Consider the following 13067-nt stretch of genomic DNA (forward strand, 5'->3'; position numbering starts at 1 on the left):
GCGCAAAACCCAAGGGCGCCACGGTCCGTCTGGTTTCCCGCGTCATCGTTACCCTCCATCGCGAGCAGGCTCGCTCCTACGGGTCGATTTGATCCAGCACCCGATTCGCCGTGATCTCCGCCAGCATCACGCTGTTGGAAATCCCCAGCAGCGCATTGCGCGACCCTCCGTCCAGGTGATCCACCAACTGATGGACCATCACATCGACCGACGCGAGGGTTTCGACCTGATAAACCATCAAGGTTTCGGGACTCGCCTGCGGGTCCACGGTGAACAGGGTACAGGGGGCACGCGGTGTGGCTTTGATATCGGCTATCGAGGGGATGTGAAAATCGGGGGCGGCTTCGTTGAGCCTGCTTGAGTCGGGTTCATGTGGGGAGACCGGATCAACCTCCGGTGGGTTTGGCGTTACCTTGAACATATTTCTGTCTCCAAAAAATGGAGCCATCACCGACTTGCGACTAAACAAGGGGGTGGCAGCTGTACGCAGGTTAGTCGACCGGGGAGACACGAAACCGGCGCGCCCGAAGGCGCCCTGCGCACAGCTACCATGAAGTGCAGGCATGCAATGACCTGACTGCCTTAATGGAAATACGCTTCGTGAAACCAACGGGCGACTAAACCCGATCACTGATGGGCAGTGACGCGAATCAAGTTACCGATGGCCCCCAAGGCGCACAAGCCGGCGGATTCTGGCGTAACCGTAGGCAACGGCGCAAGGTCTTGTAGCTTGCATGAAGTAACCTTAAACACCGTTAAACAAACGCTCTCCGGCGATGTTGAGTGACATGGCGCACTTGCCCGGATTGATGAACAAGCCTCATGAACCCTTGCCGATTTACCCGTCTAGTACTCATCCATTAGCTCGCTTACTGTTTCCCCGGCGGTCCTGCACCCAGCCGATACCACTGACGTGCAACCTGACCATCAAAAGCGGGAATTTGGGGTGAAACCATCCCGCCCGTTGTGTGCTCGTTCCTGACGGCCCACGACCTGAGAGGGAAAACCATCTCCCCTTCAACACCCACGGCGGCTGCCTCGCAGTTGGCTGACCCGCCTTTAGGAGCAACATTGATGAATCCCTTGATCGCCCCATTGGTGGCCTTATCGCTCATGGCCGGGGAAGCCTGCGCCCAGTCCTCCAACGAGATCCGCATCACCCACGCCGGCTCCCAGCCCTCCATCAAGGGGGCTGCGGAAAACTTCACCGGCACGGTTCGGGTTGATGGCCTGTTCAAGGGGGATTCCCCTGCCCGCATCGGCGGTGGCACGGTGACCTTCGAACCCGCCGCCCGCACGGCCTGGCATACCCATCCGCTGGGGCAAACGCTGATCGTCACCGCCGGGGTTGGTTATGTGCAGCAAGAGGGTGGCCCACGTCAGGAAATCCGTCCGGGCGACATTGTCTGGATCCCGCCGCACACACGTCACTGGCACGGCGCGACGGCCACCCACGGAATGACTCACATCGCCATCGCCGAAGCCGAGGACGGCAAGGCTGTCACCTGGGCGGAAAAAGTCTCGGATGCGCAGTACGAAGGTCAATCGCCCGCGCAGGGCTTGTAGCTGTTTGTTGTAGATCAACCTCAATCGAGCACCGCCTGCCAGGCAGTGATGAGCAATGGATGGAGCTTTCACGATGACCACTGATACACCGATTGCACATCGCAAGACCGGTGCCCTCCCCGCGCTGATAGCCCTGTGTCTGGGCCTTGGCTTGATGTCGGGTGTGGCCACTCAGAACGCCGAGGCATCGCAACCCATGACCAGCACACAACCTGCGGCACAAACGCTGTCGGCCAGGCAACAGGCCATTCCACTGATCGCAGCGTTCATGGCGACCAGTGACATGCCAAGGCTCAACGCTGTCTTGAACCAAGGCCTGGACGCCGGCCTGACGGTCAGCGAAACCAAGGAAATCCTGGTGCAGCTCTACGCCTATGTCGGCTTCCCGCGCAGCCTCAATGCGTTGAATGAACTGATGACGGTGGTGCAAGCGCGCAAACAACGTGGCATTCACGATGAGCCTGGACGTGAACCCAGCCGTGCCATTGCAACCGGTGAGGCATTGCTCGCGGCAGGAACGGCCAATCAAACCCGAATTTCGGGTGGGCCGGTCAAGGGGCCGGTGTTCGATTTCGCCCCGGTCATCAACCGGTTTCTGCAAACCCATCTGTTCGGCGACATCTTCGAGCGCGACAACCTCGACTGGCAAAGCCGCGAGCTGGCGACCGTCGGCGCTCTGGCCGCAACGCCGGGTGTGGAGTCGCAGTTGCGCTCGCACATGGGGGCGAGCCTGCGGGTTGGGTTGAGCGTGGAGCAATTGCGCCAAGTCATCGAGGTACTGGCCGAGCACGGCGATGAACAATCCGCCAAACGTGCAAGCACTGCCCTGACACAGGCACTTGCTGCCTCGGGAGGTTGAACATGAAGACTGGAAAAAACCTGCTGAACTTCACCCTGCTGAGCGTGCTTGCCGCCTGTGCAAGCCATGCCACTGCCGCTGCTCCCTTGATGATTCAGGAGCAAGGCAGCTTCGCCGCCGGCGGGACGATGATCACCGCACCGGGCACGTTCAATCCGCGCAAACCGATGACGCCAGACGGCCAGACTTACCACGGCGACCATGCCTACACCTTCTACCAAATCTCGGTCGATGCGCGAAAACTGCCCATCGTCATGTGGCACGGCGCAGGCCAGTTTTCCAAGACCTGGGAAACCACCGCGGATGGCCGCGAAGGCTTCCAGAATATTTTTCTGCGGCGCCAGTTCGGCGTGTATCTGATCGACCAGCCGCGCCGTGGCGATGCCGGCCGCAGCATGGTCGAAGCAACGGTCAAGCCTGTCCCGGACGAGCAGCTCTGGTTCAACCAATTCCGCATCGGCCTGTGGCCCAACTATTTCGAGGGTGTGCAGGTTGCCCGGGATGCGCAAACCCGCGACCAGTTCTTCCGCGCGATGACGCCAAACACCGGTCCATTCGACATGGGCGTGGTCTCCGATGGCGTGTCGGCGGTCTTCGACAAAATCGGCCACGGCATCCTGTTCACGCACTCTCAGGGTGGCGGGCCTGGTTGGTTGACGGCGATCAAGAACAACAAGGTCAAGGCCATCGTGGCTTTCGAGCCGGGCAGCAGCTTCGTCTTCCCGCAGGGTGAAGTACCCGCGCCGATTCCCAGCGCGTTCGACACGGTACAAGGCGCAGCGGTGCCGATGGATCAGTTCATGGCGCTCACGCGCATTCCGATCCTGATCCTCTACGGCGACAACATCCCGGAGCAAGCCGTCGACCTGCCCGCTCAGGACAGCTGGCGCGCCCGACTCACCATGGCCCGACTTTGGCGCGATGCCGTCAACAAACACGGCGGTGACGTGAGGCTGATCCACTTGCCGGAGATTGGCATCAAGGGCAATACCCACTTCCCCATGTCGGATCTGAACAACGTGCAGATCGCGGACCTGGTGTCCGGGTTTCTGACAGAAAAGCATCTGGATTGACGGCTTCAGCACATTTTTTAACGCGCCTTTTAATGCTTCGGAGACACTTATGAGAAATACAATTTTGAAAGCCTCGCTGATGGCCGCCATGGTCGGTATTTCTGCTGGCGAAGCCGGCGCCGCCGACTACAAAAAGAACCCGTTCACCTTGGCTTACGACGGTGCAATTACCAAGAATGAACCCGGCAAGGTCAACATCCATCCGGTCAGCTACAAACTCAATGGCCTGGACATCGCTGCCAACGTCTACACCCCTGCCAACTACGATGTGAAGAAGGCCTACCCGACGGTGGTGGTGGCGCACCCCAATGGCGGTGTGAAAGAGCAAGTCGCCGGTTTGTATGCCCAGCGACTGGCCGAACAAGGCTACATCACGATTACCGCCGATGCCGCGTATCAGGGCGCAAGTGGCGGACAACCGCGCAGCATCGACAAGCCGGCGTACCGCATCGAGGATATCCACGGCATGGCGGACTTCATCACCCAGTATGCTGGCGTCGACGGCAAGCGTCTGGGCCTGCTCGGCATCTGCGGTGGCGGTGGCTACTCGTTGGCCGCCGCGCAAACCGACAAGCGATTCAAGTCGGTGGCGACCGTGAGCATGTTCAACTCTGGCCGGGTGCGTCGCAATGGCTACAACGACTCGCAACTGGACACCATCGAGCAACGCCTGCAACAGGCTTCCGCTGCCCGCGCCCAGGAAGCGGCCGGAGGTGAAGTGCTCTATTCGGGCGATGCCAACCTCACCGACGAGCAGATCGCCAAACTGCCGTTCGAGCTGTATCGCCAGGGTTATGAGTACTACTGGAAGACCCATGCCCACCCTGATTCAACCTTCAAGTACACCACGAGCAGCCTGCTGGACCTGATGCGCTTCGACGCCACCAACCAGATCGAACTGATCAATCAGCCATTGCTGATGATCGCCGGCAGCAAGGCCGACAGCCTGTACATGACCCAGGATGCGTTCCCCAAGGCCACCGGTACCAAGGACAAGGAGTTGTTCATCATCGACGGCGCTACGCACATCGAAACCTACTGGGTTCCCAAGTATGTGGACGCTGCACTCGGCAAGTTGACGCCGTTCTACGCAAGAACCTTGTGATTGGTTCGTTGGGGTCGCGCATCCATGCGGAACCTGATTACATGGAATAATCCCGCTCTCCGCATGAGAGGCTCTCATCAATGTCTCGCGCCAATCTCAACGATCTGCAAGCCTTCGTGGTCATTACCCGCGAAGGCAGCTTCACTCGCGCCGCCGCACAGCTGGGCGTCTCGCAGTCCGCGCTGAGCCACACCATGCGCGCTCTCGAAACCAGGCTCGGCGTTCGCCTGTTGACCCGAACCACGCGCAGCGTATCCCCCACAGAGGCTGGCCAGCGGTTGTATCAGTCCATGGCACCGCGCTTCGACGAAATCGAACTTGAACTGGCTGCGGTCAGCGAGTTTCGCGATACCCCGGCAGGCAACGTGCGGATTTCAGCCTCCGAACATGCGGCGAACAACATCCTTTGGCCCAAGCTGTCGAAGGTGCTTCCCGACTACCCGGACATCAAGGTCGAAATCACCGTCGACTACGCCCTCTGCGACATCGTCGCGCAGCGCTACGACGCGGGCGTGCGCCTGGGCGATCAGGTGGCCAAGGACATGATCGCCGTCCCGATCGGCCCCCCGTTGCGCATCGCCGTAGTGGGGTCTGCCGAATACTTCAAACAGCGGCCGTATCCGAAAGAGCCAAGGGATTTGGCCGCACATAATTGCATCAATTTGCGCCTGCCCACCCACGGGAACCTGATGCAATGGGATTTTGAGAAGGACGGTCACGAACTCAAGGCGCGTGTCGAAGGACAGTGGACGTTCAACAGCAGCGTGCCGATCCTGCGCGCTGCTGTCGCCGGATGCGGGCTGGGGTTCCTGCCAGAAGATATGGTGGCCAGGGAGCTTGCCGACGGAAGCCTTGTGCGGGTACTCGAAGACTGGTGCCAGCCTTTTGCCGGTTACCACCTTTACTACCCCAATCGCCGTGAGCATTCTTCAGCGTTCGGCGTAGTGGTGGACGCGCTGCGTTACAAGCGCTGAGTCGTCCATGGTCAACCTGCCTGGATGGCACGGATGAAATACGTGAGTGGTTCCAGTTTCAAATAAACACTGGGAGATACCCGGTTTGATCTAGGCTTGAATGAAATCACGCGGGAAAAAAACCATGTCCCTCGCTCCCGGAAATCTATTGGCCCTGGCTTTGGGTGTCTTCTTTTGCACAGCCGTGTACGGACAAGGGGTAGCAGACACCGATTCCCCACCGGCAATACTTCCATTGGCATCCGAGACTGCGCCAAAACTCATTGCCTACCCGCCGCTTGCCGAGCCACTCGCCCGCGGTGTTGTCATTATCCAGTATCGAACAGAACACGCCAGGATCATGCCGGTATTTGGCAAAGCAGCTGTTGAAGTATCACCACGTCTCGGTCACCTCCACGTGACGGTCGACGACTGGAAAGGCACATGGGCGCACACCAGCGAAGACCCGATCATCCTGGTTGGACTGACGCCCGGCACTCACAAGGTTCTGCTTGAAGTGGCCGACCCGACTCACAAAATCCTCACCAGTACGACAGTGAGTTTTATCGTTCCGCAAAAGTAACCGGCGGACGCTCCCCACATTGACAGTGATCACGCAGTCAAACCATAACGATTGAGTGTTCATAGCTGACTGCGGTGGTGTGAGTAGCCTCTGATTTCGAAAACACCTCTGACTGACTACTTCGCTTTACTTCTGGCTGCACAACTCCCCCCTCAGGGTGACGGTAGATAGCTCATCACACGTGACTCGCCCATCAGCAGCGGGCGATTCAGTTCCGCACAAGCACGCAAGTACTCGGCCACCAGAGTGACCCGCTTCAGCTTGCGCAGGTCCTCGCTGTAATACATCCAGAACTGCCGCGTGATCTCCACTTCACCGGGCAGCACTTCGCACAGGCGGGGATCGGGGCCGGCGAGGAAGCAAGGCAGGATCGCCAGCGCCCGCCCCTCCAGGGCTGCGTGGTAATGGGCCACCACGCTGGTGCTGCGCAGGCGACTGTTGGCGCCGGGCATCAGGTCGTTCAGGTAGAGCAGCTTGAAGCTGAAGGCCAGATCCTCGACGTAGGTCACGAACGGGTGAACGGCCAGGTCCTCGCGACAGCCAATCGTCGGATGACTGGCCAGGTACTCCGGCGTCGCATACAGACGCAGGCGGTAATCGCACAGCCGCGAGCACACGTACGGACCGCGCTCGGGCCGTTCCAGGGTGATGGCGATGTCCGCCTCGCGCCGTGACAGGTTGATGAAATGCGGGACCGGCAAAATGTCCGCCGAGATATGCGGGTAGTGCTCGAGGAAGTGGCTCATCTGCGCAGTGATGAAACAGGTCCCGAAGGCTTCGGTACAGCCGATGCGCAGGTGCCCGGCGAGCCCCCCGGTGGTGCCGAAAACCTGCTCGCAGGCTACCAGCAGCGTACTTTCCAGGGATTCGGCGTGGCTGACCAGACGCTGCCCCTCCACGGTCAGGACAAAACCTGCGGTTCGCGACTTCTCGAACAACAGAGCACCCAGACACTGCTCCAGGGCGCGGATGCGCCGCGACACCGTGGTGTAGTCCACCCCCAGGCGGCGAGCTGCACCGCTGGCGGTGCGGGCACGGGCGACCTCGAGGAAGAAACGCATGTCGTCCCAGTTCAGTGGGTTCTGCGTTGTGCTTTTTTGCATATCCATCGGGCTTTTCTGCCAATACATATGGGAAATATGCACTTATATACTCGCATCTCACCCAACTTGGCCAGCGTCGTTTTCAGGCCAGGAAAGCCCCCCACCCCAATAATAAATACCGAGGGCTGACAGCATGAGCGCATGGATAAACACCGGCTTGCACGCCGGACACAAACAGCTGCGCAACAGCGCAATCGCGGCCACGGTTCTCGTCTGCCGTTGGCCCGATCCACTGCTCGCCGCGCAGCGGATCGGGCTCGCCCTCCTGCACCGCCCTCTCTCCACCGCAAGGTCATCCGGGCGGCAATAACTCCAGCACATCAGCATTCAGGTGGCGTCCCGCATCGGGTCGCTGCCCGGGTACCCGTACGCCCCTCAAAAGGCCGAACAACAAAAACAACTAGAAATGCGGAGCTGCACCATGACGACCGACCATCCGAACCACGTCCAGACCTGTGCACTGGTCAGGGCCAACCCCAAGTTCCACCGCCTCGCGCGCCAGCGTGCACTGCTGGCCTGGACGCTGAGCGGCGCGGTCCTGGCTATCTATTACAGCTTCATCATGGTGGTGGCTTTCGCCCCTGCCTGGCTGCACCTGCCGCTCTACGACGGCAGCCACCTCAGCCTCGGCATGCCAATCGGCGTGACGATCATCCTGTTGTCCTGGCTACTCACCGCCTGGTACGTGCACAGCGCCAACACCCGCTTCGACGTACTCAGCTCGCAGATCCTGCAGGAGTCCCGCGCATGAAACGCCTGTCCGCCCTTCTCGCCCTCAGCCCTGTGCTGGCCCATGCCGAGCCCATCATTGCGCAGAAGCAACCGCTCAACCTGCACGCCATCGGCATGTTTTTCGTCTTCGTCCTCGCCACCCTGCTGATCACCTGGTGGGCGGCACGACGCACCCGCTCCGCCGCCGACTTCTACAGCGCCGGTGGCGGCATCACCGGCTTCCAGAATGGCCTGGCAATCGCCGGTGACTACATGTCGGCGGCAACTCTGCTGGGCCTGTCGAGCCTGGTCTTCGCCAAGGGCTACGACGGCTTCGTCTACATCATCGGCTTCTTCGTCGGCTGGCCCATCGTCACCTTCCTGATGGCCGAGCGCTTGCGCAACCTGGGGCGCTACACTTTCGCCGACATCGTCTCCTACCGCCTCGATCAAACCCGCGTGCGCAGCTTCGCCGCCCTCGGATCGCTGACCGTGGTGTGCTGCTATCTGGTGGTGCAGATGGTCGGTGCCGGTCAACTGATCAAACTGCTGTTCGGTCTCGACTACCGCACGGCGGTGGTGGTAGTCGGACTGCTGATGCTGGTCTATGTCATCTTCGGCGGCATGCTCGCCACCACATGGGTACAGATCACCAAGGCGGTCCTGCTCCTGGCGGGCGGCACGACCCTGGTGCTGATGGCCCTGAGTCGCTTCGATTTCAGCTTCGAGACGCTGGCCGCCCAGGCTGTGGCCGTGCATGCCAGCGGCGTGCAGATCATGGGCCCGGGCACCTTGCTGGCCGACCCGATCAACGCGGTGTCCTTATCCCTTGGGCTGGTCTTCGGCATTGCCGGCCTGCCGCACATCCTGATGCGCTTCTTCACGGTGCCCAATGCCAAGGAAGCGCGTAAATCCGTACTGTTCGCCACGGTGTTTATCGGTTTCTTCTTCCTGGTGGTCTGCGTCCTGGGCTATACCGCCATCGTCATCGTCGGCACCGATCCTCAGTACTACGTCGATGGCAAGCTAGGCGGGGCCATGATTGGCGGAAGCAATATGGTGGCCATGCACCTGGCGAAGGCGGTGGGTGGCAACCTCTTTCTCGGTTTCCTCTCTGCCGTGGCTTTCGCCACCATTCTCGCAGTGGTGGCTGGCCTGGCCCTGGCCGGTGCCTCGGCCATCTCCCATGACCTTTACGCGTCGGTATTGAAGAAGGGCTGCGCCGACGAGAAACAGGAAATGCGCGTGTCGCGCATCGCCACCATCTGCCTGGGCATCGTTGCGATTGCCCTCGGCATTCTGTTCGAGGGGCAGAACATCGCCTTCCTGGTCGGCCTGACGTTCGGCATCGCCGCTTCGGCGAATTTCCCGGTACTGATCATGGCCATGTACTGGGGCGGCCTGACCACCCGCGGCGCCCTCTATGGCGGCCTGACCGGCCTGGTCAGCGCACTGGCCCTGGTGATCGGCTCGCCGTCGGTGTGGGTCGGCGTACTGGGGCATGCCCAAGCGCTTTTCCCTTACGACCAGCCGGCGCTGTTCTCCATGCCACTGGCCTTCCTGGTCATAGTGGTCGCTTCCAGGCTTGACCGCAGCGAACGCGCCGACCGCGAGCGCGCCGCCTATGCCGACCAGTTCGTCCGTGCCCAGACCGGCCTTGGAGCTGCCATGGCCAGCAGTCACTGACGCTGCTTTTTCCGGGGTTGACGCCCCGAGCGCGAGTCCGCTCCTTTGCTTCGCGCTTTTTTACGCCCGACCTGCGCCGCTCGGCGCAGGACACCCCAGAAGCGCCCCTCCCTCGCCAACGCCAAGCGGCGCGGGAGCGGCTCGTCGACAACAAAAACAACAAAAGGCAACCAATGAAACCCACCACCCTCACCCTGTTCCTGGCCGGCACCGGCCTCGCCGCACAGGCTCACGCCGATTTCTTCGCAGACAGCACGGCCAGGCTGGAAACGCGCAACTTCTATTTCAACCGCGACTTCCGCCAGGCCAATGCCGCCCAGTCCAAGCAAGAAGAATGGGCCCAGGGTTTCCTTCTGCGCTACGAATCCGGCTATACCGACGGCATGATCGGCGTCGGTATCGACGCTCTTGGCCAGCTCGGCGTCAAGCTCGATTCCAGTCCCGATCGCTCCGGCTCCGGCCTGCTCAAGCGCGATAACGAGCCGCCCAAACGCGCCAAGGACGAGTATGGCGAACTGGGCCTGACGGCCAAGTTCAAAGCGTCCAACAGCGTGCTCAAGCTCGGCACCCTGACCCCGAAGTTGCCGGTGCTGTTGGCCAATGACTCGCGCCTGTTGCCGCAAACATTCCGCGGTGGGCAGTTGAACGTCCAGGAGATCAAAGGCCTGAGCGTTGATGCCGGGCGCGTGGATCGGGTCAACCAGCGCGACTCCTCGGACTACGAGAAAATGGCGATCACCACCACCGGCGCCAAGGGCATTGTCAGTGGCCAGGCCCGCAGTGACGCCTTCAATTTCGCCGGCCTTGCCTACCAGTGGAACGACCGGCTGAACACGGGCTACAACTACGGCGGCCTGGACGACTTCTACCACCAACACCAGTTCAGTCTGGTCCACGTGCTGCCGCTGGGCCCAGGCCAGATGCTCAAGAGCGACCTGCGCTACGCCCGCTCCACCGACGACGGTAACAGCAACATCGACAACAACGCCTTCGGCGCCATGTTCACCTATGCCCTCGGCGGCCATGCCTTCGGTCTGGGCTACCAACGCATGAGTGGCGACACCGGCTTTGCCTACGTCAATGGCAGCGACGCCTACCTGGTCAACTTCGTGCAGATCAACGACTTCGCCAACAAGGACGAGCGTTCCTGGCAGGCGCGCTACGACTACAACTTCGCGGCGCTCGGCATTCCCGGCCTGACCTTCATGACCCGCTACCTGGCCGGCGACAGCATCGATCTGGGCGCCCGCAGGCCTGAGGGTCGCGAATGGGAGCGCGACACCGACATCGGCTACGTGGTGCAGAGCGGCCCGCTGAAAAACCTCGGTCTGAAGTGGCGCAACGCTACGGTGCGCACCGCCCACTTCGGCAACGATCTCGACGAGAACCGCCTGATCCTCAGCTATACCCTGGCGCTCTGGTAAGGCCCCGCACAAGGCGGGTGCCGCTCACATCGCTTGACGGTGCGGGCAGCACCCGCCTTGTGCATTTCTGGCGCATCGGGGATGCCGCCAGCCTGTGTTTTTTTGCACAACGCACGAGACTTTTTGAGCATTCTTATTTGATTTATGCCTGCCTATACTCGATTCAACCGCTTGGTCATGAACCAGGTCAGTCCCAATAAAAATAAACAGGGCACCCACCGTGAAGCCATTCTTGCTTGCCGTCGTCTCCCCACGTTCAGGTACCCGCGCGCGTCTCGGGAGACTCCAATGAACAACAACTGCCAACCTTTCCTCGCCGCCCGAGACTTCCTGCTGGAACACCGCACCGATTACGCCACAGCTGTGCGTGATTTCCGCTGGCCACAGTTGACCGAGTTCAACTGGGCTCTGGATTACTTTGACGCCATGGCCGAGGGCAACCAGGCCAATGCCCTGTGGATCGTCGAAGAGGACGGCAGCGAACAACGCTACAGCTTCCAGCAGCTGGCCGCGCGCTCCAACCAGGTGGCCAATCACCTGCGTGCCCTGGGCGTGCGCCGCGGAGAGCGCATCCTGCTGATGCTCGGTAACGACATCGCCCTGTGGGAAACCATGCTGGCTGCCTTCAAGCTCGGCGCCGTGGTCATCCCCGCCACCGCCCTGCTGACCCCTGAAGACTTGCGTGATCGCATCGAGCGTGGCCATGTGCGTCATCTGGTGGTCGGCGCCGCTCATGTCGAAAAGTTCGACGGCCTGGGTGAAGGCTGCAGCCGCATCTGTGTTGGCCCGGCCCCCGCAGGCTGGACCCCGCACAGCGCTGCCAGCGAATATTCCGAACAGTTCGAAGTCGAGGGCCAAACGCTCGCCACCGACCCGATGCTGCTGTACTTCACCTCCGGCACCACCTCCAAGCCGAAGATGGTGCTGCACAGTCACCAGAGTTACCCGGTCGGCCACCTATCGACCATGTACTGGATCGGCCTGCAGCCGGGCGACCTGCACCTGAACATTTCGTCCCCGGGCTGGGCCAAGCACGCCTGGAGTTGCCTCTTCGCACCATGGAATGCCGGTGCCTGCATCTTTATCCACAACACCGCACGCTTCAGCGCGCAAGCCCTGCTCGGCGTGCTGGAACGCTACGGCGTCACCAGCCTGTGCGCGCCGCCTACCGTGTGGCGCATGCTGATCCAGGAAGACCTGGCCAGCTACAAGACACGCCTGCGCCTGCGTGAACTGGTGGGCGCCGGTGAGCCGCTCAACCCGGAGATCATCGAGCAGATCCAGCACGCCTGGGGCCTGTTGCTGCGCGACGGTTTCGGCCAGTCGGAAACCACCGCCCTGGTCGGCAACACGCCTGGCCAGCGGCTCAAGCCGGGGTCCATGGGCCGTCCGCTGCCGGGCTACCGGGTGACCATGCTCGACCCTGATGGCGTGCCGGGTAACGAAGGCGAAGTGGCCCTGCCGCTGGATGTGCGCCCGCTCGGCCTGATGCTGTGCTACGAGGACAGCCCGGAAAAGACCGCCGAAGTGATGCGCGACGGCTACTACCGCACCGGCGACACCGCGCAGATCGACGAAGAGGGCTACATCACCTTCGTCGGCCGCGCCGACGACGTGTTCAAGGCTTCCGACTACCGCATCAGCCCCTTCGAGCTGGAAAGCGCGCTGATCGAGCACCCGGCGGTGATGGAAGTGGCCGTGGTGCCAAGCCCCGACCCGGTGCGCCTGGCAGTGCCCAAGGCCTATCTGATCCTGGCCCATGAAGCCCAGGGCAGCCACGAACTGGCCGGCAGCATCTTCGCGTTCGCCCGCGAGCACCTGGCGCCCTACAAGCGGGTACGGCGCATCGAATTTGTCAGCGAGCTGCCCAAGACCATCTCCGGGAAGATCCGCCGGGTGGAACTGCGGCAAATGGAAACGCAGCGCCGTCAGGGCGACGCACGTGGCCCGCAGGAATACTTCGAAGAAGACTTCCCGCAACTCAAGGGCTGAACCCAGGCCGGT

Annotated in this window: 12 protein-coding genes; 10 read left to right on the forward strand and 2 right to left on the reverse strand. The window is 61.4% G+C overall.

Annotated elements, in window-relative coordinates:
* Positions 1–76: 76 nt before the first annotated feature.
* Positions 77–421 (reverse strand): DUF6124 family protein, encoded by a 345-nt coding sequence (locus tag PspS34_RS16110; RefSeq protein WP_159390152.1) that lies wholly within the window; start codon positions 419–421, stop codon positions 77–79.
* Between the two features lie 653 nt (positions 422–1074).
* Between PspS34_RS16110 and PspS34_RS16115 the strand changes: the two genes are divergently transcribed.
* The 6 genes from PspS34_RS16115 (at position 1075) to PspS34_RS16140 (ending at position 6139) form a co-directional block, all read left to right on the forward strand.
* Complete coding sequence (locus PspS34_RS16115; RefSeq protein ID WP_159390153.1) at positions 1075–1566, forward strand: cupin domain-containing protein; 492 nt, start codon at positions 1075–1077, stop codon at positions 1564–1566.
* Between the two features lie 73 nt (positions 1567–1639).
* Positions 1640–2425 carry a carboxymuconolactone decarboxylase family protein gene (locus PspS34_RS16120; RefSeq protein WP_159390154.1) on the forward strand — a complete coding sequence of 262 codons (786 nt, stop codon included), beginning with the start codon at positions 1640–1642 and terminating at the stop codon, positions 2423–2425.
* Between the two features lie 2 nt (positions 2426–2427).
* Positions 2428–3498 carry an alpha/beta fold hydrolase gene (locus PspS34_RS16125; protein ID WP_159390155.1) on the forward strand — a complete coding sequence of 357 codons (1071 nt, stop codon included), beginning with the start codon at positions 2428–2430 and terminating at the stop codon, positions 3496–3498.
* 49 nt (positions 3499–3547) lie between these two features.
* Positions 3548–4603: an alpha/beta hydrolase gene (locus PspS34_RS16130; protein WP_159390156.1), complete on the forward strand. Its 1056-nt coding sequence runs from the start codon at positions 3548–3550 to the stop codon at positions 4601–4603.
* 80 nt (positions 4604–4683) lie between these two features.
* Positions 4684–5577: a LysR family transcriptional regulator gene (locus PspS34_RS16135; RefSeq protein ID WP_154861915.1), complete on the forward strand. Its 894-nt coding sequence runs from the start codon at positions 4684–4686 to the stop codon at positions 5575–5577.
* A 124-nt stretch (positions 5578–5701) separates the two neighbouring features.
* Positions 5702–6139, forward strand: coding sequence for a DUF6130 family protein (locus tag PspS34_RS16140; RefSeq protein WP_159390157.1), 438 nt, complete (start codon positions 5702–5704; stop codon positions 6137–6139).
* A 152-nt stretch (positions 6140–6291) separates the two neighbouring features.
* Here PspS34_RS16140 and PspS34_RS16145 read toward each other — a convergent pair whose 3' ends face one another.
* On the reverse strand, positions 6292–7269 hold the full coding sequence (locus PspS34_RS16145; RefSeq protein ID WP_159390416.1) for a LysR family transcriptional regulator: 978 nt from the start codon (positions 7267–7269) through the stop codon (positions 6292–6294).
* A 394-nt stretch (positions 7270–7663) separates the two neighbouring features.
* Between PspS34_RS16145 and PspS34_RS16150 the strand changes: the two genes are divergently transcribed.
* From PspS34_RS16150 to PspS34_RS16165, 4 genes are all read left to right on the forward strand, one after another.
* Positions 7664–7993 (forward strand): DUF485 domain-containing protein, encoded by a 330-nt coding sequence (locus PspS34_RS16150; protein ID WP_090456027.1) that lies wholly within the window; start codon positions 7664–7666, stop codon positions 7991–7993.
* Positions 7990–9639 (forward strand): cation acetate symporter, encoded by a 1650-nt coding sequence (locus tag PspS34_RS16155; RefSeq protein ID WP_102672730.1) that lies wholly within the window; start codon positions 7990–7992, stop codon positions 9637–9639. The genes PspS34_RS16150 and PspS34_RS16155 overlap by 4 nt, the downstream gene beginning before the upstream one ends.
* A 173-nt stretch (positions 9640–9812) precedes the next feature.
* The gene (locus tag PspS34_RS16160) at positions 9813–11063 is read left to right on the forward strand and encodes an OprD family porin (protein ID WP_159390158.1); all 1251 of its coding nucleotides are present in this window, start codon (positions 9813–9815) and stop codon (positions 11061–11063) included.
* Between the two features lie 288 nt (positions 11064–11351).
* Positions 11352–13055, forward strand: coding sequence for an AMP-binding protein (locus tag PspS34_RS16165; RefSeq protein WP_154908494.1), 1704 nt, complete (start codon positions 11352–11354; stop codon positions 13053–13055).
* Positions 13056–13067 lie beyond the last annotated feature (12 nt).

Source organism: Pseudomonas sp. S34 (assembly GCF_009866745.1).
Lineage (GTDB): Bacteria > Pseudomonadota > Gammaproteobacteria > Pseudomonadales > Pseudomonadaceae > Aquipseudomonas > Aquipseudomonas jessenii.